This is a genomic window from Paraburkholderia monticola (assembly GCF_001580545.1).
GTDB lineage: Bacteria > Pseudomonadota > Gammaproteobacteria > Burkholderiales > Burkholderiaceae > Paraburkholderia > Paraburkholderia monticola.
This window is the reverse complement of record NZ_LRBG01000036.1, coordinates 46967-69854: the sequence shown is the minus strand read 5'-3', so window position 1 is coordinate 69854 and position 22888 is coordinate 46967. Positions and strand designations below refer to the sequence as shown.

At 64.4% G+C, this 22888-nt stretch carries 17 protein-coding genes and 1 riboswitch; of the genes, 2 read left to right on the top strand and 15 right to left on the bottom strand.

The genetic code is table 11. From position 1 onward, the window contains the following. Positions 1-33: 33 nt before the first annotated feature. The 3 genes from CI15_RS23405 to CI15_RS23395 form a co-directional block, all read right to left on the bottom strand. On the bottom strand, positions 34-453 hold the full coding sequence (locus CI15_RS23405) for an amino acid-binding protein (protein WP_062131842.1): 420 nt from the start codon (positions 451-453) through the stop codon (positions 34-36). Between the two features lie 81 nt (positions 454-534). Further along, positions 535-1482: a pseudouridine-5'-phosphate glycosidase gene (locus CI15_RS23400; protein WP_062131839.1), complete on the bottom strand. Its 948-nt coding sequence runs from the start codon at positions 1480-1482 to the stop codon at positions 535-537. A gap of 89 nt (positions 1483-1571) precedes the next feature. Continuing rightward, positions 1572-2084, bottom strand: coding sequence for a hypothetical protein (locus CI15_RS23395; RefSeq protein WP_062131836.1), 513 nt, complete (start codon positions 2082-2084; stop codon positions 1572-1574). 260 nt (positions 2085-2344) lie between these two features. Here CI15_RS23395 and CI15_RS23390 point away from each other — a divergent pair, with 260 nt between their 5' ends. Next, positions 2345-2941, top strand: coding sequence for a hypothetical protein (locus CI15_RS23390; protein ID WP_241495899.1), 597 nt, complete (start codon positions 2345-2347; stop codon positions 2939-2941). Between the two features lie 8 nt (positions 2942-2949). Here CI15_RS23390 and CI15_RS23385 read toward each other — a convergent pair whose 3' ends face one another. The 7 genes from CI15_RS23385 to CI15_RS23350 all read right to left on the bottom strand — a co-directional run bounded on the left by CI15_RS23385 (position 2950) and on the right by CI15_RS23350 (position 15893). Then, positions 2950-3945, bottom strand: a complete 996-nt coding sequence (locus CI15_RS23385; RefSeq protein WP_062131833.1) for a 2-hydroxyacid dehydrogenase — start codon at positions 3943-3945, stop codon at positions 2950-2952. 57 nt (positions 3946-4002) lie between these two features. Continuing rightward, positions 4003-5592, bottom strand: coding sequence for an aspartate:alanine exchanger family transporter (locus CI15_RS23380; protein ID WP_062131831.1), 1590 nt, complete (start codon positions 5590-5592; stop codon positions 4003-4005). A gap of 88 nt (positions 5593-5680) precedes the next feature. Next, positions 5681-7777: a glycogen debranching protein gene (locus CI15_RS23375; protein ID WP_420915875.1), complete on the bottom strand. Its 2097-nt coding sequence runs from the start codon at positions 7775-7777 to the stop codon at positions 5681-5683. Between the two features lie 164 nt (positions 7778-7941). Beyond that, positions 7942-9732 (bottom strand): PTS glucose transporter subunit IIBC, encoded by a 1791-nt coding sequence (gene ptsG, locus CI15_RS23370; RefSeq protein WP_062131825.1) that lies wholly within the window; start codon positions 9730-9732, stop codon positions 7942-7944. Between the two features lie 22 nt (positions 9733-9754). Continuing rightward, positions 9755-12301 (bottom strand): phosphoenolpyruvate--protein phosphotransferase, encoded by a 2547-nt coding sequence (gene ptsP, locus CI15_RS23365; protein WP_062131822.1) that lies wholly within the window; start codon positions 12299-12301, stop codon positions 9755-9757. A 701-nt stretch (positions 12302-13002) separates the two neighbouring features. Further along, positions 13003-14352 carry an MFS transporter gene (locus tag CI15_RS23355; protein ID WP_062131817.1) on the bottom strand — a complete coding sequence of 450 codons (1350 nt, stop codon included), beginning with the start codon at positions 14350-14352 and terminating at the stop codon, positions 13003-13005. 125 nt (positions 14353-14477) lie between these two features. Further along, positions 14478-15893 carry an MmgE/PrpD family protein gene (locus CI15_RS23350; RefSeq protein WP_062131814.1) on the bottom strand — a complete coding sequence of 472 codons (1416 nt, stop codon included), beginning with the start codon at positions 15891-15893 and terminating at the stop codon, positions 14478-14480. Positions 15894-16066: 173 nt separating this feature from the next. Between CI15_RS23350 and CI15_RS23345 the strand changes: the two genes are divergently transcribed. Further along, positions 16067-16993, top strand: coding sequence for a LysR family transcriptional regulator (locus CI15_RS23345; protein WP_062131810.1), 927 nt, complete (start codon positions 16067-16069; stop codon positions 16991-16993). A 32-nt stretch (positions 16994-17025) separates the two neighbouring features. Here the strand turns inward: CI15_RS23345 and CI15_RS23340 are convergent, their stop codons facing one another. The 5 genes from CI15_RS23340 to CI15_RS23325 all read right to left on the bottom strand — a co-directional run bounded on the left by CI15_RS23340 (position 17026) and on the right by CI15_RS23325 (position 22749). Continuing rightward, positions 17026-17205 (bottom strand): hypothetical protein, encoded by a 180-nt coding sequence (locus tag CI15_RS23340; RefSeq protein ID WP_062131807.1) that lies wholly within the window; start codon positions 17203-17205, stop codon positions 17026-17028. Positions 17206-17215: 10 nt separating this feature from the next. After that, a complete protein-coding gene (locus CI15_RS37170; RefSeq protein ID WP_162532573.1) occupies positions 17216-17383 on the bottom strand; it encodes a hypothetical protein in 168 nt (55 codons plus the stop codon). 302 nt (positions 17384-17685) lie between these two features. After that, the gene (locus CI15_RS23335; protein ID WP_062131804.1) at positions 17686-18699 is read right to left on the bottom strand and encodes a Gfo/Idh/MocA family protein; all 1014 of its coding nucleotides are present in this window, start codon (positions 18697-18699) and stop codon (positions 17686-17688) included. Positions 18700-18834: 135 nt separating this feature from the next. Continuing rightward, positions 18835-20718, bottom strand: coding sequence for a TonB-dependent receptor domain-containing protein (locus CI15_RS23330; RefSeq protein ID WP_062132140.1), 1884 nt, complete (start codon positions 20716-20718; stop codon positions 18835-18837). 159 nt (positions 20719-20877) lie between these two features. Then, positions 20878-21074: riboswitch (cobalamin riboswitch) on the bottom strand. A 106-nt stretch (positions 21075-21180) separates the two neighbouring features. After that, positions 21181-22749: a methyl-accepting chemotaxis protein gene (locus CI15_RS23325; protein ID WP_062131801.1), complete on the bottom strand. Its 1569-nt coding sequence runs from the start codon at positions 22747-22749 to the stop codon at positions 21181-21183. Positions 22750-22888: the final 139 nt, after the last annotated feature.

Below are 22888 nucleotides of genomic sequence, written 5' to 3'. Positions count from 1 at the left end.
TGTCGCCGGGTTCTGCGGTCCGGTACGGGCGCTTCAGGCCCTTTGCAGAATGTCGATCGCCTTGTCGGCATCGCTCAACGAGTCGAGCGCGACATAGGCAATGAACTGCGTGCCGAGTACAGCGGCCGAGACGCCTCGGAGGTTGATGCCGCCATCCGCCAGCATTTCGGTCAATTGCCCGATGATGCCCAGTTGGTCCAGACCCATCACCCGGATGGAGTGAAGGCTCGGCGTGATGCTGAACCCTGCCTGCGTGGCGGCACGGATCGCACTGTCTCCCTGGATCGGCGCGACGAACACGACCCCCTTGCCCGCTGCCTCCGTGCGACGTGCCACGACGAATTGCAAGTCGACACCCGCCTCCCGCAAGACGCTTAATACCTTCGCAAGGCCGCCCGGTTTGTCGTCGATGGTCGCTGCCCAGACATCGACACGTTCTACGCTCAGTTCCATGGCCGTCGCTCCCGCTTCGGATTTCATTAGAAAAAATCTACTTCACGAACGGCCCTCGGGCAAGGCGCGACGTTGCGGCGGCTAGGCCGCGGCTGTCCCGCGCTCCGCGCGTGTCAACGCCAGCGCCAGCCGTGCCCCGACCTCGGCGTTGTGTTTCACGATCGCGATGTTCGTCGCGAGGCTGCGCCCGCCAGTCAGCGCCTTGATGCGAGCCAGCAGGAAAGGCGTCACTGCCTTGCCGGCAACGCCTTGCGCCGCGGCATCGGTGAGGGCCTGGCTGGTCAGCGCATCGATCTCGTCGGACGGCATCGCTGCCGCTTCCGGCACCGGCGTGCTGATCAAGACGCCGCCCTCGAGACCCAGGTCCCACTTGGTGCGGATGAAGCGCGCCTGGTCCGCCGCGTCGTCGAGCCTGAGGTCCGCGCGAAAGCCGCTGTCGCGCGTGTAGAACGCGGCGAAATTGTCCTGCTCGCAACTGAGCACCGGCACCCCGTGCGTTTCCAGATATTCCAGCGTGAGCCCGATGTCCAGGATCGACTTCGCACCGGCGCAGACGACCGCCACCGAGGTCTTCGCCAATTCCTGCAGGTCCGCCGAGATATCGAAGGTTTCCTGCGCGCCACGGTGCACGCCGCCGATACCTCCGGTGACGAAGACCTCGATGCCGGCCAGCGCGGCACAGATCATCGTGCCCGCCACTGTGGTGGCACCGAGCCCGCCACCGGCCAGCACGGCGGGCAGATCGCGGCGGCTCACCTTGTGTACGTTGCCCGAGCGGCCCAGCAGTTCCAGCTCGTCGTCGGACAGGCCGATGCGGATTCGCCCACCGATCAGCGCAATCGTCGCGGGCTCGGCTCTCGCCTCGCGGATCAAGGCCTCCACTTCGCGCGCCGTGCGTATGTTCTCCGGGTAGGGCATGCCGTGAGCGATGATGCTCGACTCCAGCGCGACGAGCGGGCGGCCCGCCGCCTTTGCAGTGGCTACGGACGGACTGAATGCCAACCAGTGGTGTGCGAGGTCTGCAACCATGTCTTGGGGTCTTCCAGTATCGTGAACCTGTGTATGCAGCAAGGGCGCGCTTCACGGCACATCGTGGAGCGCGGGGCGTCTTTCGCCATTCAGAACATGTTGCGCTGGCTCGGATCGAACTGCGGGTCCGGCTGCTTCTGCGTATTCCTGAGCACGCCCTGCTGGTCGAAATAGAAATTGAAGAGCATGTGGTAGATGTTGCTTTCCATGTATCGATACGACCACACCTCGCGATCCATCATCTTGAAGTACACGGTCTCGAACGGCCGCCCGAACGCGACCAGCACGTCGTCGCGCGTCCACTTGTTGACCTCGGCGCGATAAAACTCGGTGTCCTGAAGCACTTGCCGCACACTGGTCGTCTTGCCCGACGCATCGAGGTCGACGGCGACGGTCGTCGATCCCATCGGCTGCGTGGGCCACATGAGACGCTTGCCGCCGTTGGGCAGATCGTAGGTCTCCTTCGGCGGACCGAGCTTCGCGACGATCGCCTGCTGGTCCATGCCGATTTGCACGCGCTGCTGCGGCTGTGCGCAAGCGCAGAGCACGAGTGCAACGGCGCACGCGCCATGCGCCAACGAAAATGCAATGGGCTTTCTCATTGGTCTCTCCCGCGGAGTTTCTTAGTCCGCTTTCACCTGCAAGTCCTACTTTACGCGCTTCAGGCGTTCATAACGCCTGCCTGCACGTGCGGAAAAGTGACGGCTGCCCGCTCCGACAAAACCGTCCCCGTGTAGGAACGTTTCAATCGATCTACACTTAAATTCGAAGGGACGTAGCGCAGCCAGAACACCCGACGATGCGATGGCCGTCAGCGACAAGCCGGACAATGCCGACGGCGCCCCTATTTGGAAGACCGGGCATGCCGCGGATCGCAAGCCCGGGCTTCGTGTACGTCGAGGGGGACAACATGAAGCGCGCACACGTGGCTGGACTGCTATGCAGCGTAATGCTTGCCGGTTGCCTGTCGGCCGGCGTCGAAGTGAAACCCGAAGAGATGTCGCACTTCAAGCCTGGCGTGACGACGTTGCAACAGGTGATAGCCGTGCTCGGCCCTGCAACGGTAGAGAGCGCGCTGGACGACGGTTCGACGCTCCTCGTCTACACGTACGTGACATCGCGGCCCCACCCTGAAAGCTTTCTTCCGTTCATTGGGTCGCTGGTCGGCGGCGGCGACACGCGCACCTCCGCGGCCGTTTTCCTGTTCAATCCGCGCGGCGTCCTCAAGAGCGCCAACACCACCACCTCGAATATCGGCACGGGCCTGAGCAGCGGCCTGGGCCCCGGCCAGCACAGCGTATCGACGCGCGCCGCCGAACCGCCCGTCGAAATCAGGAGCGTTCAGCCGGACACCGTGCAAAGCGTCGAGCCGCTTCCAGAACAGCGACTCCAGGCGGCGCCGCAGACTGACGTCGAACCGCCGCCCGAACAGGGGGACGAGTCGGTTCCAGACCAGTAGCAGCGCCTCTATCCGACCTTGACCTCGTTCTCCAAAGGCTGATTCTTTTCGAAGGCCGTGATGCTCTGCAACGTCGTTTCGCAGATGGTCGTCAAGGCCTCGCGTGTCAGGTAGGCCTGATGCCCGGTGACGATCACATTGGGAAACGATACGAGGCGCTGGAACACGTCGTCGGTAATGATTTCGCTGGAGAGATCGCGAAAGAACAGATCCGCCTCCTGTTCATAGACGTCGATCCCGAGTCCGCCGAGCAGCCCGCTCTTCAAGGCCTCGATCGCGGCTTCGGTATCGATCAGCCCGCCCCGGCTCGTATTGATCAGTATCGCGCCTCCCTTTGCCCGCTCGAGTGTCTTCGAATTGATGATGTGATGGGTCTCGGGCGTGAGCGGACAATGCAGCGAAATGATGTCGGCTTTCTCGCCGATCTCGCCGGTCTTCGCATAGCTCAGCCCGAGCGCCTGGAATTCCGCCGACGGGTAGGGATCGAAACCGATCACCTCGCAGCCGAAGCCGAGCATGATCCTCGCGAACACGCAGCCGATCTTGCCGGTTCCGACCACCGCAACCGTCTTGCCGTGAAGGTCGAAGCCGACCAGGCCGTCGAGCGAAAAATTCGAGTCGCGGGTGCGGTTATAGGCGCGATGCACCTTGCGGTTGACCGCGAGCAGCAGCGCAACCGCGTGCTCCGCCACGGAGTACGGCGGGTACGTGACGACGCGCACCACCTTGATCCCGAGCCTCGCCGCGGCTTCCAGATCGACATTGTTGAAGCCCGTGCAGCGCAACGCGAGCAGCTGCGTGCCGCCCTGATGCAGTGTCTCCAGCACCTGCGCGTCGGCCTCGTCGTTGACGAAGATGCAGACCGCGCCGAAGCCCGCGGCGAGACCGACGCTGTCCATGTTCAGCGAAACGTCGAAGTTATGCAGCTGGTGCTGCTCGACCTTGTTGGCCTCGTCGAGATAGTCCCGTTCATAGCGCGTCGAGCTGAATATCGCCACTTTCATGATGTGCTCCTCCTGAATCCGCAATTCGAGTTCCGTTCACGTGCGGCGCAGCCGCGTCTAGCCCGCCGCGATCGCTATGGCGATCTGCACGAACAGCACCTTGACGATGGTCATCGACGGAAAAATCATCGCGTACATGATGTCGGGCTGATCCGTCGGCGCGACGCGATTGGCGAAGGCAAGAATGGCCGGATTGCCGGTCGCGCCGCAGATCACGCCGATCGACGTATCGAAAGGCAGCCTGAAGATCCACAGGCAGCATACCGCGGTGGCACCGACCAGCACCAGCAGCGTGACCACGCCAAAGATCAGCAGCATCGGCCCGGCGGTGCCCACGGTGTCGACGAATTTCGGTCCGCAGGAGATGCCGACCTGCGCGAGAAAAATCGTCAGCCCGATATTGCGCAGCACGAGATTCGCCGATAGCGGCATCACCCAGACGAACGGTCCGCTGCGGCGCGCCTTGCCGAGGCACAGCGCGACCAGCAGCAAGGCCGCGAGACCCAGGCTGAAGGCACCGAGCCCGGGCAGGCGCAGCGGGATCGCGCCGACCAGCAGCCCCGCGGCCGCGCCGATGCCGAGGCAGATGAAACTGAGGTCGGCCGTCGTCTTGATCGAATCGCCGAAGAACGCGCGGACCGTCGCCTGATGCGCACGATTGACGAGCAAGCCGACGCGGTCGCCCGCTTCGAGAATCAGATCCGGGCTCGACAGCAGATCGGCGTCGCCGCGCCGCACGTGCGCGATCGAGCAGTCCACGCCGTCGGGAAAGCGCAGATTGCCGAGCGCCATGCCGACGACCGACGGATTCGACGCGAACACGCGCATGTAGTCGAGGTCTTCCCGATGAATCGCCATGCGCCCCGGCTGCAACTCGCCGCACAGCGCCGTGGTTTCGTCGAGCAGGCGGCGGTCGGTGGCGGTGGCGAGCAGCACGTCGTCGGCGCGCAGTATGAAGTCGTCGGTGGGCAGCTGATTGTGATGCGCGCGCCGCACGGCCGCGATCGCCACGCCGGCCGGCAGGCGGGTCGCGAGCTCCGAGAGCCGCAGACCGAACAGACTCGCATTGCTCAGCGCGATTTCCGCGGTCTCCAGCAACTTCGCCGGCGGCTTGGGTATCTTCACTCTCAGCGTCGCGTTTAGCGCATAGATAAATAGAATCGGCCCGGCCACGCCGAACGGATACGCGATGCTGTAGCCGACGGCGGCATCGTTGCTCTTCATCGATGCGATCGCGACCTGCAGGCTCGCCGTGCTGGTGCCGCTGCCCGCGAACATCCCGAGCGAATCGGCGAGCGTGATGCCGAAACGGATGAACGCGCACGCCACCAGACCCGACGCGATCACACCGATAAAGGCGGCCGCATTGGCCTTCATGCCTTCCCGGCTGGTGAGCCCGCGGAAGAATTGCGCACCGTACTGAATGCCGATGCCATACAGGAACAGCAGCAATCCGAGCGTGCCGAGCAACGCCGGCGGCGCGGATTTCGGCGCAAACGCGCCGATCGCCAGTCCCACGAACAACACGGCCCCGGAGCCCAGCGCCACGCCCTTGATGTTGATCTCGCCGATCAGGTAGCCGATCGCAATGGTCAGAAAGAGCGCGAACAGCGGCTGACTGTCGAGGAAAGTTCTGACTGCATCCATACCGCCCCCTCTAGATGGACAAAGCAACCCGGCGGCACACGACCATCAAAGACGCCATGTCGCGCACCTTCCAGCATCACCGGCACATTCACCCCGATTCGAGCACCACGACGCTGCGCGCTTCCACCCGGCAGGCGCCGCGTTCGACGCGCGCAAGTTCAAGCTCCGCAACGATGTCCGACGGTGGTGCCGCGGCCGTATCGACGACGCGCCGCCAACTCGCGTCGCCCAGAGGCGGCAGCGCCGCGTCGCGCGTCTCTGCGTTCATGTTGAGGATCACGTGCAACAGCGGCTCGTCGGGCGCGAGTCCCGCGAGCGTGAACGCGACGAAGCGCGCGTTCGAGTCGTGCCATGCCGGCGCGCCGAGCCGTTCGCCGTGCCACGTCACATCGGCATGCAGGTGCCCGGGCGCGGGACGGCCCGTCAGAAAACGCCGGCCGCGCAGGCTCGCGTGACGCTTGCGCAGCGCGATCATCTCGCGCACGAAACGCAGCATGGCGAGCGCATCGGCGGAAAAATCCCAGTCGAGCCATGAAATCGCGTTGTCCTGGCAGTACGCGTTGTTGTTGCCGCGCTGGCTGCGCAAGGTTTCGTCGCCCGCCAGCAGCATCGGCACGCCGCGGCTCAGCAACAGGATCGCCATCAGATTGCGCGCCTGGCGAAGCCGCAGATCGACGATCGCACGGTCGTCCGTGTGGCCTTCGGCGCCGCAATTCCACGACAGATTGTCATTGCTGCCGTCGCGGTTGTCCTCGCCGTTCGCCTCGTTGTGCTTGCCGTTGTAGCTCACGAGATCGTTCAGCGTGAAGCCGTCATGGCAGGTGACGAAGTTGACGCTGTTCGCGGGCAGCCGGCCATCGTCCTGATAGAGATCCGCGCTGCCCGCCATGCAGGTGCACACCTCGCCGATGAGGCCCGGATCGCCGCGCACGTAGCGACGGATCACGTCGCGGTAGCGCCCGTTCCATTCTGCCCATGCCATGCCCGGAAACGCGCCGACCTGATACAGACCGCCGGCGTCCCATGCTTCGGCAATCAACGGCACGCGCGCGAGCACCAGCGAGGCCTCCATGACCCATGGCAACGGTGGCTTGCGCAGCAGTTCGCCATTCTCACCGCGCGCGAACACGCTCGCGAGATCGAAGCGAAAACCGTCCACACCGAGATCGCGCACCCAATATTCGAGGCAGCGCACGATGAACGCGGTCACGAGCGGATGGTTGCAGTTGACCGTGTTGCCGCAGCCCGTGTAATCGAGGTAGTGCTGGGGGTGGCTCAGATCGACCTGATAGAAGGCGTCGTTGCCGAATACCTTGAAATGGATCACCGGCCCGTTCAGGCCCGCTTCGGAGGTGTGATTGAACACCACGTCAAGCAGCACGCGAATGCCTGCCGAGTGCAAGGCATCGACGAACTCGCGGAACTCCTGCGGCCCGCACGCCGGGTCGACGCAATAGCGCGGATGCGCGCTGTAGAAGCTATGCGTGCTGTAGCCCCAGTAGTTGGAGAGGCCGCGCGCGGCCGCGAACGCGGGCAGGTCCTGTTCGTCGAAGGCCATCACCGGCAGCAGTTCGACATGCGTGACGCCGAGCGCCTGCAGGTAAGGGATTTTCTCGATCAGGCCCGCGAAGGTGCCCGGATGTCGCACACCACTCGACGGATGCCGCGTAAAGCCGCCGACGTGGAGCTCGTAGATGATCGCGTCGTCGAGCGTGCGGATGTCGACGTCGTCCTCGCGACGTGACAGCGGTTCCGTGACGATGCCTCTGAGCGCCCCGCGCTCGACAGCCTGTTCCTGCGCGGCATGCTCGCGACAATAGAAGCGGTCGTTCACGCCCCGCGCCTGGGGGTCGAGCAGTTCCACACGACTGGCGGCTTCGTCGCTCATCTGCGGCACGCCGAGCGGGCCGTACGCGCGCCACGTATAGCAACAGCGCAGCGGAAGATCCTCGACGAACACATGCCAGTAGAAATACGTGTGGTTGGCCTCGCTCGTGAGCGACACGACCTGAAACGGCTCGACGCTGTCTTCCGATGCGTATAGCAGCAGATCGACTTGCGTCGCCCGCCGGCAGAACACGCAAAAGTTCACACCGCCTGGCACGACCGACGCACCGGGCGGAAAGCGCGACCCAGGCTGGGTGCGATAGCGGGTCTGAAGAGGTGTTTCAGGGCTGAGCAAGATCGATCCTCACGGGGCGCGTACGCCAGATGCGCTCGCAATACGCCTCGCTTGCGGCGGCTCTGTGGTTCCCGACTGCAGCGATCGTAGGGACATCGCTCACGCCCGTTCTCCCGTCTGGCTCGGCCTCGTGCCGGCGGGTAGCCGGAGCCGATGCCTGCTGGTTTCTATCGCATCGCGCCTGCGAGGTTCGGCGCGCCGAGGCCGACGATCAGATCGAGCGCGCCGTTCTGCAACGTTTGTGTCGCGGCGACCCCCGCTGCTTTCAGCGCGGCCGGGTCGATCCGCGACGCGTCCGCCAGTTCGACCCGCAGGCGCGTGGCGGCCAGCGCGTCGAGCTTCCTGATGTTCGCCGCGCCGCCCAACGCCGCGCGAATCTGTTGCGCGCGCGCTGCCTCCTGCGGCTCGCCTGGCGCGGCAGCGGCGGCGGCAGCCGCTGGAGCCGCAGCCGTGGCCGCCGCTGCCACGCCTGGCGCGTCGGCCACCGGCAGATCGGCGTCGCTGCCCGCCGTCTTCAGATACTCCTGCATGTCGGTCTTCATGTTCTCCGACAGCGGCCCGAAGATCGCCTGCACGCCGTTACCCACCCGCACCACGCCCGCGGCGCCGAGCGCCTTGAGCTTGGGCTCGTCGACGCGCGCCGGGTCTTTCACGGAAATCCGCAAACGCGTGATACAGGCGTCGAGACTGGTGATATTCGAGCGCCCGCCAAAGGCCAGCACGAGTTCGCGCGAGCGACCGCCCGTGCCGCTCGCGGCGACCGTAGCGGTTTCGGCGGTGTCGTCCTCGCGGCCCGGCGTCTTGAGGTTGAAGCGCGTGATGACGAAGCGGAACACGCTGTAATAGATCACCGCGTAGATCGGGCCGAGGATGAACACGTACCACGCATGCGTGGCCTTGCCGCCGATCAGGTTGAACATCAGAAAGTCGATGCCGCCTTGCGAGAACGTGAAGCCCATGCGCATGCCCAGCGTGTTCGCCACGAACTGCGCTGACGCCGCGAGGCACGCGTGAATGAAGTAAAGCACCGGCGCGACGAACAGGAACGCGAATTCGATCGGCTCGGTGATGCCGGTCAGAAACGAGGTGAGCGCGGCCGACACCATCATGCCGCCGACCGCCACTTTCTTCTCCGGCTTCGCGCAGTGCCAGATCGCGATCGCCGCGGCAGGCAGGCCGAACATCTTGAACAGGAACGCGCCCGCCAGAATGCCCGCGGTCGGGTCGCCCGCGAAGTAACGGGCGATGTCGCCGTGAACCGTCTTGCCGGTGGTCGGATCGACAAAGCTGCCCATTTCGAAGAAGAACGGCACGTTCCAGATGTGATGCAACCCGAACGGGATCAGCAGACGCTCGACGAATCCGTACACGGTCGCCGCGGTGCGCGGATCAGAAACCGCCGCCCACTCGGAGAAGGCCTTGATCCCGTTGCCGATCGGCGGCCACACGAAGGACAGGAGCCCGCCGAGCACGATCGCGCCGATCGCCGTCACGATGGGCACGAAGCGCTTGCCGGCGAAGAAGCCGAGATATGGCGGCAACGCGATCCTGTAGTAGCGGTTGAACATCCACGCCGCGAGGCCGCCGGCGAGGATACCGCCGAACACGCCGGTCTGGATGGATGGAATGCCCATGATCGCGGATGTTTCGATGCCTTCCACTTTGGCGATCACGCCGAGCGTCGCCGTCATCACGAGATACCCAATCGTCGCGGCGACGCCCGAGACGCCATCGTTCTCGGTGAAGCCAAGCGCGACGCCGATTGCGAAGATCAGTGGCAGGTTGCCGAAGATCACGTCGCCCGCGTTCTTCATCAGCTCGAGTATGACGGCCGGCACGTAACCGTGAAAGTCGGTCGCGCCGAGCCCGAGCAACAGGCCGGCCACGGGTAGCACGGCGACCGGCAACATCAACGATTTGCCGACTTTCTGCAAGACTCCGAAGGCATGCGAGAACATGGCTGGTCTCCTGTTGTTCCGCTTAGTCGGCAAAGCGTGACAGACGCGCGCGAACTTCGGCGGCGGTGCCCATCCGCAGCACTTCGGCGGCGAGCGTGCGGGCTTCGTCCATCGTCAGCCGGGCGAGCTGGGCCTTGATCGAACCGACCGCGGGAATGCTGACCGACAGCTCGTCGATGCCGAGGCCCGCGAGCACCGGCACGGCCATCGCATCCGAGGCGATCCCGCCGCAAATGCCGACCCATTTGCCATGCTGATGCGCGCCATCGACCGTCATGCCGATCAGCCGCAGCACCGCCGGATGCAGCGCGTCGGCCTGTTTCGCGAGCTGCGGATGGCCGCGGTCCATCGCGAGCGTGTACTGCGTCAGATCGTTCGTGCCGATCGAAAAGAAATCGACTTCGCGGGCGAGCGGCTCGGCAATCAGCGCGGCCGCCGGCACTTCGATCATCACCCCGACCTTGACGCTGGCCGCGCGATCGCCGGCTTCTTCGAGCAGCAGCTTGCGCGCCTCCAGTACTTCCTCGACCGTGGTGATCATCGGGAACATCACGTGCAGATTGCCGAGCGGCGCCGCGCGCAGGATCGCGCGCAACTGCGTGCGGAAGATGTCGGGGCGCGCCAGACTCACGCGCACACCGCGCAGACCGAGGAACGGATTGTCTTCCTTCGGCAGCGGCAGATAGGCGAGCGGCTTGTCGCCGCCGACGTCGAGCGTGCGCACCACCAGCGTGCGTTCGCGGCCCAGCGCTTCGGCCACCGCGCAATATTCGGCGGCCTGTTCGTCTTCGGTCGGTGCGGTGTCGCGTGCGTCGAACAGGAACTCGGAGCGCAGCAGACCCACGCCTTCGGCGCCGGCCGCCACCGCGTCGCGCGCTTCCTGCGCGTTGCGAATGTTGGCGACGACTTCGATGCGGTGGCCGTCGGCCGTCATCGCGAGCTTGCTCGCCGCGAGCTTGTCGTCTTCGCGTTTGGCGGCCTGGCGTTTGATGCGTTCGCGCGCCTTTTCGAGTTCCTCGGCGCTCGGGTTGCGCCGCAAGCTGCCGCGCGAGCCGTCGAGCACGACGGGCGTGCCGTCGGCGAGATCGAGCGCGCGTTCGTCGATGCCGCAAATCGCCGGGATGCCGAGCGAGCGCGCAAGGATCGCAACGTGGCTCGTCGCGCCGCCGCTAGTCGTGCAAAAGCCGAGCACCTTGCTGCGATCGAGCGAGGTGGTGTCGGATGGCGAGAGTTCTTCGGCGATCAGGATCGACTCTTCCGGCACGTCGATCTGCGCCTGCTTCACGCCCGCGAGCAGCGCGAGCACCCGCCGGCCGACATCGCGGATATCGCCGGCGCGTTCCCGCAGCAGTGGATTGTCGAGCTTTTCGAGCATGCCGGCCTGAGTCTGGAACGCATCGCGCCACGCGAACCCCGCGCTCTTGCCTTCGCTGATTTTGCCGATCGCGATGTCGTTCAGGTCGGGATCTTCGAGCAGTTCGAGATGCGCATCGAGGATCTGCGCCTTCGACGGATCGATCAGCGTCCCTTTGAGCCCCTCGATCTGCAGGTGCGCCTGGTGCTGGGCCGCTTCGAGTTGGGCCCGCTCGCGTTGCGGCGACTCGCCCGCTTCTTTCACCTCGATGACTTGCTGGCGGAACTGCACGATCTTGCCAACCGCCAGCCCTGGCGAGGCGGATACGCCGCTGAATTCGTTGGCGTCGGCGGCAGCCGCGCGGGCCGGCGCTGGCGCCGGCGCGGCCGGTGGCGGCGCGCCGTCCGCCGCGGGGGCAGGCGCGGCGCCCGGCTTTTCGCCCGAGCCCTCGGCCAGGAGACGCGCGAGCGCGCTCGCCGCTTCGGCGGCGTCCGGGCCTCGGGCCTCGACGCGCAGCTTGTCGCCAAAGCTGGTGGAGAGCCCCATCAGCGCGACGACGGATTTGGCATTGGCGCTTGCGTCGCCGCGCAGCAGCCGGATTTCGGACTTGAACTTCTTCGCTTCGGCGGCGACGACCGCGGCGGGCCGCGCATGCAGGCCCGCCGGATTCGGCAGCGTGATCTCGCCGGAGAGGATCGTCCCGGCGACGCTAGCCGTCTCCTTGTCCGCGATGTTGCCGACCAGTTCGACGTACAGCGCGACGTCGGTGCCGGCGTGGACGAGGCCCTGCGCGGGAATGTAGCGCGTGACGAGATCGCCATTGGCGATCACCATTTGCGTGAGCAGGCTGGCTGCCTTTGCGCCGACCGCGATCGGATCGAAGCGGATCAGCGGCGTGCCCACCGCGACGGCGTCGCCCTGCTTGACCAGCGGCATGAAGCCCTCGCCGCGCAGCAACACGGTGTCGAGCCCGATGTGCAACAGCACTTCCAGACCGTTGTCGCTGGTGATCGTCACCGCGTGGTTGGAGCTGTGCAGTTGCGTGACCTTGCCGGCCAGCGGCGCCAGCAGTTCATCCGAGGTCGGGTCGATCGATACGCCATCGCCGACCATCTTCTGCGCGAAGACCGGATCGGGCACGGTCTCCAGCGGCACCAGCACGCCGGAGAGCGGCGCCATCAACTCGATGCGCAGAGGACGCTGAGGAGCTTTCATCGCCTGGACTCCTTATGCATTGACGCTCGCCTGGACGGGTTCGATTCGAGATCAGATCGGGATCGTCGAGCGCGGCGAGGTCGGCCTGCGAGAGGGTGGAGCCGGGTTCGCCGCCTTACAGATAAGCGCGCCCCAACACGCCCCGGGGGGCGCGGCCTGGATCGGACATGAACAGCACAATGCGAAGCGTCTGAAGCCGCACGTGCGCTCATACTGACGTCTCCTGTCCATGCAGGCTCAGCCCGGGTTGAAACGCGGAAGCGTCGGGCACGCTGCAACGGCGCCGGTTCGAAATGCCGGGCCGTGTCGCGCCTATGGACGACCCTTTGCATGGCGGCTCCGGGAGTCGGCCCCGGGCGCAACTTTTAGACTAGGCGTGGTCCGGGCAATTGCCTATCGGACCTTGGTCCGATTTCCTGCGCGGCAGCACGTGGGGCGACTGGATGCCTGGAGCAGACAATCCGCGGGGACTTCGTTGCTGGATAGCGTTTCGCTCGGCGGCACCGGTTTGCCGCTTTCGCGCGAGCTCCTCGCGAGCAGGATAATTCTGCCCGCGTCCCGGCATTCCCTTGATAGTTATTCTTCGCCGGTCGCGCAGGCGGGCGCTTTCGTCACGAGTTGGACGAGTTCGATGATCGATTCTGCTTTCGTTTTCTGATTACCCGCGCTGGTTTTTGTCACGTTGGCGTGTCACGGGTTCGTCATTTTTGCGCTTCGTCGTCGATTACGGAGCGATGCCGCGTCTCCGGCATCAGCAGATAGGTGACGAGCGAGATCGCCGCGCACGCGCTCACATAGTAGAAGAACCACGACTCGTGACCTGCGTGCTTGAACTTCAACGCGAGGTATTCGGTCGTGCCGCCCATCACCGACGACACCACCGCAAACGGCAAACCGACCCCGAGCGCACGCAGCCGCGCCGGAAACAGCTCCGATTTCACGAGCCAGTGAATCGACGAAAAGCCACTCAGAATGGCGAGCGCCGCCAGGTTCAGCGCGAATGCCGCCCAGACGCTATGCGTCGTGCCGAGCGCGTGCATCAGCGGCACCGTGAAGAAGGTGCCCCCGATACCGAAGATCAGCATGACGGGACGCCGGCCGACCGCATCCGACAACAGTCCATAGAGCGGCTGGAAGCACATGTAGATCACGAGCGCGACGGTGGTGATCAGCGTCGCCGTATTGCGGCTGAAACCCGTCGTGTTGACCATGTACTTCTGCAGATAGATCGTGAACGTATAGAAAGCGACGGTGCCGCCGATGCTGATGCCGATCGTCCACAAGGTCTGCATGCGATGCCGGATCAGCAACGCAACGAGACTGCCGCGCCCGGCTTCGTCATGCTGCCTGACCGACGCGGACGCATCGGCGCGCTCGAACGCATCCGTTTCCGCGATGCCGCGCCGCAGATAAAGCGCGAAGATAGCGAGCGCGCCACCGATTGCAAACGGAATGCGCCAGCCCCAGGCTTCGAGTTGCGCGGGCGACAGCATGAGCCGCTGAAGGACGAGCATCAACGCAAGCGCGAGCAGTTGCCCCATCACCACCGTCACCTGCACGAAGCCGACGAAGAAGCCGCGCCGGCCGCGCGGGGCCATTTCACTGAGGTAGGTCGCACTCGTGCCCGCCTCGCCGCCCATGCTGAAGCCTTGCAGCAGACGCGCGCAGACCAGCACGGCGGGTGCCGCGACGCCGATCGTCGCATAGGTCGGCGTGAGCGCGATGATCAATGAACCGACGCTCATCATCGCCACCGATAGGCTCAATGCGACGCGCCGGCCGTGCCGGTCCGCGAGCGTGCCGATCGCCCAGCTGCCGAGCGGACGCACCACATAGCCGATCGCGGCGACGGCGGCCGCGTTCAGCAGTTGCGCCGTCTGATTGCCGCCCGGAAAGAAAGCCTTGCTGAAGTAGATCGAGAAGATCGAGTACGCGAGAAAGTCGTACCACTCGATGACGTTGCCCGCGCTGCCGCCGATGATCGAGCGCAGGCGCTCCCGCCGCCCGTCGAGAGAGGTCCGTAGCGAAAGATCGTGCGGTGTTGCGGCCATCCTGTGTCCCCTTGCGGCCTTCGGGCCGCTTTTGTCTGGTGCCTGGGATTGCTGCTGTACTGCTGCTGTGCTGTTTTTGCCGCGGCCGCGCCGCTGGCGGGCGGCCGCGGACGACGCGCGCGCCGTTACCCTTGAACGGCGAGCAGACGCGCGAGCTCCGCCGTGTCCGGCTGTTCTTCGGCGTGCATCACCCAGTCCACGATGCGGGCGATCTTCTCGCCGTCGATGCGGTGCGCCGCGAGCTTCGTCATCTTGCCGACGATCTCCGCCTCGCTCGCGAATGCATGTTCGCTGCCGCGCTGCGACTGCACGGTTTCCTCCAGCCGCGTGCCGTCGCGCAGTCTCACCTCGACTCGCACCGTGTGGCGCGCATTGCGTCCGAGCGCGGTGATCGATGGATCTTCGAGCACCTGGACGCGCTCGGCCAACGCCATGCGCTGGGGGTCGGCCACCCTGTCCTCGCTGAACTGGTCGACGAACACATCGCCTTCGAGCAGCAGCGTGGCAACGCAATAGGGCAGGTTCAGTTGCGCGGACGTCAATCCCTGCGGCACGTATCGCCAACCGACGTGATCGACGGTCACGCGCGAGCCATGCACGACGATCGATTCCACATCGCCCGCCGCGAACGGATGACGCGCCTGCATCGCGCGGATCGCATCGAGCGTCGTGTGATTGCTGCCCACGCACGAATAGAACTTCAGTGCGATGTTCATCGTCTCGAAACGCTCACCGAGGCCGTCGATCAATTGCGTCAGATCGAAGCGGTCCGTCGATCGCGAGAACGTGCTGCAAAAGCCGCCATACGGGTTTTCGAACACGTCGACGATGCCGGTGAAGCCGTTCTGCGCCAGCAGCGCGCCATACAGCCCGCTTTGCGCGGCACGTCCCGCATGCATGCGCTTGACCATCGCGCCGAATTGCGCCGCCATCAGTCCCGCCGACTGCGTGCCGCCGATGCCGAGCGCGTGTACCGTCTGCGCCGTATCGAGACGCAACGCGGCCGCCGCGCCCGCTGCCGCCGAAAACACGCCGACGGTCGCGCCCGAATGCCAGCCTTGCGCAATGTGCTCGGGCCCCATGCACATACCGACGCGCGGCCCCACTTCATAGCCGGCCACGCAGGCGCGCAGAAACTCGCGGCCGCTCATGCGCGCAGCGGCGGACCGCGTCTGTGCGATCGCGAGGATCGGGGGCAGCGTGACCGCGCCGACGTGCAGCACGCCCGCGCGATGCACGTCGTCGAGCTCGAAGCTCTGGATCATCGTGCCGTTGACGAGGGCCGCGTGCGGCGCCGACAACTTCATCGGCGTGCCCCACACGCTGCAAGCCTGGGTCGTATCGACGCGCGCGAGCGTGTTCGCAAGGATCTGGCTCCACTCGAGGCCCGAGCCGAATAGCGCGCAGCCGAGCGAATCGAGAATGAGCAGTTTGATGCGGGCGCGCACCTCGTCAGGAATCGCTTCGTATTGCAATCCGGCCACGAAGGCCGCGACGCCGCCGGTATAAGGGTTGGTGCCGATGTCGTTGTGCTGGTTCATCGCGTGACGGCCGCAAGGGCGCGGTAATGGGGTGAGCGGGGGTGAGCGGGCAAACCTCTTTGCTGGCACCCAGTATCCGCATCGGTCGGACATTTGTGAATTGCACGCGGCGCGATTATTATTGCCTCACACGCAATAGTCCCTGGTTCGCGATCGTCCACCAACAGGTTTTCATGGTTCGTTTTCCCGGCGTCGATCTCGACGCGCTTCGCGCGTTCGTCGCAGTCGCTTCGCACGCGTCGTTCAACGATGCTGCGATCGAATTGAATCTCTCCGCCTCGGCGCTCACCCGTCGCATCAAGCGGCTCGAAGAGGCGCTCGACCTGATGCTGTTCGAGCGCACGACACGCACGGTCTCGCTCACCTCGTCAGGAGCGCTGCTTCTGCCGCGCGCGCAGAGCGTGCTGCGCGAGCTCGACGCGTCGTTGCAACTCGTTACCGAGGCCACTCGCATTCGCGCGGGTCAACTGACGATTGCGTGTATTCCCACGGTCGCGAAGTTCCTGCTGCCGAAGATCGTGAGCAGCTATCACCACAAGCGCCCTGAAGTCCGGCTGAGATTGGTCGAAGCAGATCTCGCGACCGTCGCGCGACGCGTCGCCGATGGGGACGCGGAGTTCGGCATTGCGTTTCTCGTCAACGAAACGCCCGATCTGGCGATCGACGAACTGCTGGTGGACCCGTATGTGCTCGCCTGCCCCGTCGACCATCCGCTTGCGAAAAGCGAACATGTCGCGTGGCGGGAGCTGAGACCCTGGCCATTGATCGTGTCGGGCACGACGAGCGGCAATCGACGGATGCTCGATGCCGCATTGCGCGACATCGACTGGCGGCCGGACCGGCTGATCGAAATCGAGCATCTGACGACCTCGCTCGGGCTCGTCGAAGCGGGACTCGGCATCTCCATCATTCCGCGTTGCGCGGCGCCCCGCGACGCTCAGGCGAGAATCGCGATCCGTCCGCTCGTCGAGCCGACGGTCGCGCGCACGATCGGTTTGCTGCGGCGGCGCGATGCGACATTGTCGGCTGTCGCGCGAGACTTTCGTTTGACGTTGCGCAGAATGGCGCCGCTCGATCCGGCGTGGATGCAGCCGGAGTAGTTGCAGGCCGCGTCAAGCCGCGGCGCTACAGGTCACTGCGGGTCCGGATGAGCCAGGCCCGCTTCCTCGATAATCTGCTCGTATTTTTCTACACCGACTAACTCGCGATACTCCGACATCAGCCGGATCAGGGCCTGCGCGGTCTTCGAAATCACACCGTAGACTTCCAACTGCTCGGCGTGCACCAAGGCCTGTCCCAAAGTCATGGCCATGTGAGCCTCCTCAATGCAGTTGAACAGCGATCAAGTCGTCGGCGAGCATGGGCCAGGTGGAGGCGAACTCCATCAGATCGTCGAAGCCCTGGCTGAGCGCAAATTCTTTTAGCGCATCCTCTCCGTTATCGGCCTTGATGCATCCGTAGCTTTCGACCATCTTCAGGTCGGTAATCATGTACATCATCGCGAGCTCTCCCCGTCCGGTGAATGCCAGAGTAGGTCTGGTTGGATTCGGAGAGTACGAAGCGTCGCTTAAATCTGTCTTAAACAACGCCAACCGGGCGAAAGCCTTGCGGGGAAGGCGATTCAGGGGTTTTGTCGCGATCAGAGGAGCAGTAAATCTTCGAGTGTTTCGTCTAGTTTCACTACTGCGGCGACCCGCTGGCAGCGTGAGCCAGACCCCATACCCACGAGACCTGGCTCCCTGCTTCGCATTACCTGTGCGTTGAACAACCAGGATTGCGCCTACGCAGCGTTTCAGCGCTCGACGATGCTCTCCCAGCCGCCGGATTGAGCCGAACGGAACACGGCATCGATCACGCGCATATTGGCGCGTGCATCTTCCAGCGGAATAGCCTGCGGGCCTCCACTCAGGATCGCTTCCGCGAACGTGGCCGCGGCCACCCCGTATTGATCGCACACGGGAAGTTCCAGCCACCGATCCGTCGCGACACCGTCGCTCGTATGTTCACTGATCAACAGGCGCGCCGGTCGATCATTGGGTGCATTGAACGGAATCTCGACCTCGATCCGCCCCTTGGTCCCGTGAAATTGCATCCGCTGGTAGGGATAGGTCTGAGTCGAGTAAAAGAAACTCGCCTGCACACCGTCGAAATCCATCAGCACGGAACCGAGCCGGTCCACGTTGAAAGCCGGATCCTGTTCGATCAGCGCAACCACCCGCTTTGGCTCACGCCCGATCGTGAAGCGCGATGTCGTGATGGGATAGCAACCGATATCGAGCAACCCGCCGCCACCGAGCTCGCTCTTGTTGCGGATATTTTGCGCATTCGTGTTGTGATAGGTGAAACCGCCAGTCACTGCCCGCAATTCACCAATCGCACCTTCGTCGATCAAGGTCCGCACCTTCAACCACTGCGGATGCGTGCGGACCATGAAGGCTTCCTGGATGTATCGGCCGTGTTTGTCGCGCGCGGCGATCAGCCGTTCAACCTGCCCAGCGTCCAGGCTGATCGGCTTCTCACACAGGACGTGCTTGCCCGCCTCGACGGATCGGATCGTCCATTCCACGTGAAGATGATTCGGTAGCGGGATATAGACCGCGTCGATTTCCGGGTCCGCCAGCAGCGCCTCGTAGCTGTCGTAGGCGACAGCCAGACCATATTTGGCGGCGGCCTCCCGCGCCTTCTCCAGCGATCGTGACGCAATGCCTTTCACCCGACACTTCGACGCTTCGTGGATGGGGACGACGACCTTGTCGTTGATTTTTGCGGCACCCAAAATACCCCAGACTATTTCATCCTTTGCCATGACTTCCCTTTTCCGATTGCGTATTCGAGGAGTCGAGCAGACTGAGCGTTCGCGTGAATCGATCAGTCAGTGATCTCGCGAACGACCAGCAGCGCCCGATCGAGGCAGTTTACACGCGGCAGCTACCGCCTGACTTCAGAACGTATAAGTGATCTTGCCGAACGCCGTGCGTCCCAAGGTGTTGTAGCCGTAGGCCGTCACATACTGCCGGTTGAACAGGTTCGCAAGCGAGGCCGACAACGCGAGGTGCGCGTTCACCTTGTACGCCGCACGCAGGCTGACCGTCGTCCAGGACGGCAGATAGATCGTGTTCGCCTGATCGTCGAACGTCGAGCCGTTGTAGAGCAGCGAGACACCGGTACTGAGCGCGTGAAGCTGGAACTCGTCCCACGTGTGATCGATGCTCAGGTTGACCGTCTGCCGGGGGCGGCGGTTCAGCCAGGTGTCGTCGGTGACGTCCTGCGGATTGAGGATCCCGACGGTGAGGCTGACGGGCGTGGACTTGCCGAGCGTGCCTTTATAGGAGAGGTCCAGGCCCTGGATGTGCGCGCGACCGATGTTGACCGGCAGGAAAGTCTGCGAGTTATACGAGATCAGGTCGTGTACGCGCGTGTCATAGACGGCGGCCGTAAAGGTGCCATACGACGTGGTGGCGTCGAGCGCCGCTTCGATGCTGTCGCTGCGTTCCGGCTGCAGATTCGGGTTGCTGTAGGTCGGGTAGTAGAGATCGTTGAACGTCGGCAGACGAAAGGCGTTGCCGTAGGAGACACGTGCCGTATAGACCGGCGTGATCGCCCACGCGAGCGCGACGTTGCCCGTGTTGACCGTCTGGCCCTGGACGATCGTGTGGCGCCCCGCGAGGAACAGTGTCCACGGGCCGAGCGTGGTCGACTGGTGCATCGAGACTGCCGAATCGTTGCGGGCGGGCATGCCGGCCGGGATGTCGACCGGCAGAAACGCCTGCTCGCGCGTGAAGTCATAGGCCAGTTTCGTCTCGCCCGTGAGAGGCTGACCGAACAGCGGGTGTCCCGTTTCCTGGTGCGTGAGCGACGTCGAGGTACTCAAGCGCGTCGAGTTGATTTGGTCGGTGGGAATCGTCGGATCGTTCGCATAGAGGAACTCGCGATCGGTCGCGTAGCCGATCGACTGGTCGAACTGCGTGGTCGGCGTGATGTCCAGGTGGAACGCGACGCCCGTGGTCAACTGATAATCGAGTTGCCGGTCGACGCCGCCCGCGTTGTCGAACGAAAGGTCCGAACGGTGGTAGAGCATGAAGGTCGAAATCGACCAGGTATCGTGCGCGTAGCCGAGACGCGCGTCCACGTTCTGCGCGTGGTACGGATTGCGCCCGTCTTCGTGGCCGAGCGCCCAGGGTTGGGTCGCGTCGATGCCCGCCGTGTTGTAGTCGTGCAGACCAAGCGAATAGGTCAGGCCGCCCAGCGCGGCAAGCGGTCCCGTCGAAGGCACCGTGCCCGAGGTGCGCAACTGGGTGTCAAAAGTCTTGTTCGAGCCGCCGCCGAATGAGGCCGTGGTCTGGTTCGGCTGGTTGGACGCATGGCGCGTGAAGAGTTGCACGACGCCGCCTACCGCATCGGCGCCGAACGAGGCGGCCGCAGGCCCGGAGATCACTTCGACACGGTCGAATGCCGCAGTCGCCAGGTCGGCCCATTCGGCTTCGCCGGTCGTGGACGAACCCACCCGGATGCCGTCGATGAAGACCGCAACCTGCGCGGACGACGAGCCGCGGATGCTGACCGACGCCATGGCGCCGGGGCCGCCGTCCTGCGAGACCGTCACGCCGGGCAGCGTGGCAAGCGCCTGGGTGATGCTGGGGTCCTGCGGCGCGAGACGGTCGAGATCCGCGCGGGTGAGAACCTGGGTGGTCGCGTAGCGCTGGTCGAACGATTGCGGGAGATGCTGCGTATCGGCGACGACGAGGATGTCTGGCAGCGTGGTGGCGTCGGTGGTTTGAGCGGCTTGAGCGGCTTGTGCGCCGTGCCATGCGAAGACCGCGACGATGGAACTGATGCCGATGACACGGCGGCGCAAGGCTCCCGTGGTGGAAGCCGTTGGTAATGCGATAAACACGAAGCAAATCCTGAGGTCGGGGCTGTCCCTGCAACGGGCGATCGCGTGAAGCGGCGCTTGCGCATTGGGACACCCCGCCCGTTGCGGCTGCATGGACCTCGGTCGATGGCAGGTCTCCTGGCTCGCGGGTCGACGTCCGATGCCCGCCTTCCCGGTTTCCCAGTGGCTTCGAATTGCATGGACTTGCCGCTCACAGTTGCGGGGGCAGCCGCAGACTAGAGGCGTTGGCCTTTACTGCGTTCCCTTTTTGATCCCGTCGCCGGGAACCATCAGCGCGAGAGCGTAATGGCCAGGGCTCTGATACGTCAACCGGCAAACCGGCGGCGCGGCAAAAAAGCGACGCGCCGCGTGCCGGGTTCAGGGCTTGTAGATGGCAGGCGTCGTCAGCCGCGATCAGGCAGTCGACCCGCTAACGGTAAAAAGCCGCACGGTCTCATCGAGGACATGCGCGGAGTCGATCAGTCGTTGCGCGGTGGCGGTCGCCTGCTCCACGAGCGCGGCGTTTTGCTGGGTCGCGCTGTCGAGGTGCGTGATGGCCTGATTCACTTGCGTGATGCCTTTGGCCTGCTCGTCGCTTGCATTGGAGACATCGTCGATGATGGTCAGCACGCGTCTGACCGTTTCGTCGATCACTTTCATTTGCGACGCGGTACGGTCGATCAGTTCCGTTCCTTGCGAGACCTCCGCGACGGTCAAATCCACCACCGACTTGATCTGCCTGGCAGACTCCGCGCAACGTTGCGCCAACATGCGGACTTCGGTTGCGACGACCGCGAACGAACGGCCGGCATCGCCGGCACGGGCAGCTTCCACAGCGGCATTCAAGGCAATGATGTTGGTCTGGAACGCGATGCCATCGATCACGCCGGTGATATCGGCAATCCGTTTCGACGCCGACGTGATACCCGACATGGTTCGTTCGACGTGACCCACGATCTCGCCGCCAAGCGCCGCGGCATCCTGCGCCTCCCTGGCCAGTCCAAGCGCGGACGCGGCGGCGTCCGCGTTGGCTTTGACGCTAGTGGTGAATTGCTCCATGGTCGCGGCCGTTTCTTCGAGCGAGGCCGCTTGCATCTCAGTGCGGCGCGCGAGATCGGCGTTGCCGCTCGACATTTCACGAGCGGAGTCGACCACCCCGCCGATCTGGCCACGCACATCCAGCACGATGGCCCCAAGGTTCGCCTTGAGCTGGTTCAGGGCGCTCAGCACGTCCGCGAAATCGCCGTTTCTCGCGACGCTCATTGCGACCGTCAGATCGCCAGCAGCCATGCGGGCAGCGAAATTGGAGAGCCGCGCGAGCGGCGTACCCAATTGCCTGTTCAGCGCGAACCAGGCGAACCCGGCCAGCACGGCGGAGACCGCCGCGGCGGTCCAGAACGGTATCGGCGGCATCCCGCCGTACTGCACTGCACCGACGAGCAGAAATGCCAGTGGCGCGATCGCATAGCCGATGGCGATGCGCGCCACAACGGACAACCGTGTTAGTGCCTGCAGCTTGCCGGCCATCCCGGTGCGCACCAGCTTGCCCCGGCGCAACCGGTGCGAGCGCAACGTGCCTTCGCGCATCTGCGCGTAGGTCGACTCGGCAAGCTGCACTTCGTCGCGCGACGGTTTGGTACGGACGCTCAGATAGCCGACGGTTTTCCCGCTTTCGATGACCGGCGTGACGTTCGCGCATACCCAGTAATGGTCGCCATTCTTGCGGCGGTTTTTGACGAGCGCGGTCCACGGATGGCCGGCGCGGATACTGTCCCACATGTCGGCGAACGCCTCGCCTGGCATGTCGGGATGGCGGATCATGTTGTGCGGCGCGCCGAGCAGTTCCTCTCGCGCAAAGCCTGAGACCGAGATGAAGGCGGGGTTGCAGTACTGAATGCGTCCTTTGACGTCTGTCGCCGAGACAAGCATCTGCGAGGCGGGGAAGTCGAATTCGCGTTGAGTGACGGGTTGGTTATTGCGCATGAAGGTCGTTATCGAGGCACGGCGCTCTATTCGAAGGTGCCGGAATGTCAGTCAATGGACGCTCTAACGGCAATAACCCCAGATTTTTTAGGGTTATCTGACTAGCCTGGTCGGGTATTCGAAAGCAGCCTCGGCAACA

What these genes read in the sequence shown, in the direction of transcription:
- CI15_RS23405 (WP_062131842.1), bottom strand. Translation starts at nt 453, where the DNA reads ATGGAACTGAGCGTAGAACGTGTCGATGTCTGGGCAGCGACCATCGAC.
- CI15_RS23400 (WP_062131839.1), bottom strand. Translation starts at nt 1,482, where the DNA reads ATGGTTGCAGACCTCGCACACCACTGGTTGGCATTCAGTCCGTCCGTA.
- CI15_RS23395 (WP_062131836.1), bottom strand. Translation starts at nt 2,084, where the DNA reads ATGAGAAAGCCCATTGCATTTTCGTTGGCGCATGGCGCGTGCGCCGTT.
- CI15_RS23390 (WP_241495899.1), top strand. Translation starts at nt 2,345, where the DNA reads ATGCCGCGGATCGCAAGCCCGGGCTTCGTGTACGTCGAGGGGGACAAC.
- CI15_RS23385 (WP_062131833.1), bottom strand. Translation starts at nt 3,945, where the DNA reads ATGAAAGTGGCGATATTCAGCTCGACGCGCTATGAACGGGACTATCTC.
- CI15_RS23380 (WP_062131831.1), bottom strand. Translation starts at nt 5,592, where the DNA reads ATGGATGCAGTCAGAACTTTCCTCGACAGTCAGCCGCTGTTCGCGCTC.
- ptsG (WP_062131825.1), bottom strand. Translation starts at nt 9,732, where the DNA reads ATGTTCTCGCATGCCTTCGGAGTCTTGCAGAAAGTCGGCAAATCGTTG.
- ptsP (WP_062131822.1), bottom strand. Translation starts at nt 12,301, where the DNA reads ATGAAAGCTCCTCAGCGTCCTCTGCGCATCGAGTTGATGGCGCCGCTC.
- CI15_RS23355 (WP_062131817.1), bottom strand. Translation starts at nt 14,352, where the DNA reads ATGGCCGCAACACCGCACGATCTTTCGCTACGGACCTCTCTCGACGGG.
- CI15_RS23350 (WP_062131814.1), bottom strand. Translation starts at nt 15,893, where the DNA reads ATGAACCAGCACAACGACATCGGCACCAACCCTTATACCGGCGGCGTC.
- CI15_RS23345 (WP_062131810.1), top strand. Translation starts at nt 16,067, where the DNA reads ATGGTTCGTTTTCCCGGCGTCGATCTCGACGCGCTTCGCGCGTTCGTC.
- CI15_RS23340 (WP_062131807.1), bottom strand. Translation starts at nt 17,205, where the DNA reads ATGGCCATGACTTTGGGACAGGCCTTGGTGCACGCCGAGCAGTTGGAA.
- CI15_RS37170 (WP_162532573.1), bottom strand. Translation starts at nt 17,383, where the DNA reads ATGATTACCGACCTGAAGATGGTCGAAAGCTACGGATGCATCAAGGCC.
- CI15_RS23335 (WP_062131804.1), bottom strand. Translation starts at nt 18,699, where the DNA reads ATGGCAAAGGATGAAATAGTCTGGGGTATTTTGGGTGCCGCAAAAATC.
- CI15_RS23325 (WP_062131801.1), bottom strand. Translation starts at nt 22,749, where the DNA reads ATGCGCAATAACCAACCCGTCACTCAACGCGAATTCGACTTCCCCGCC.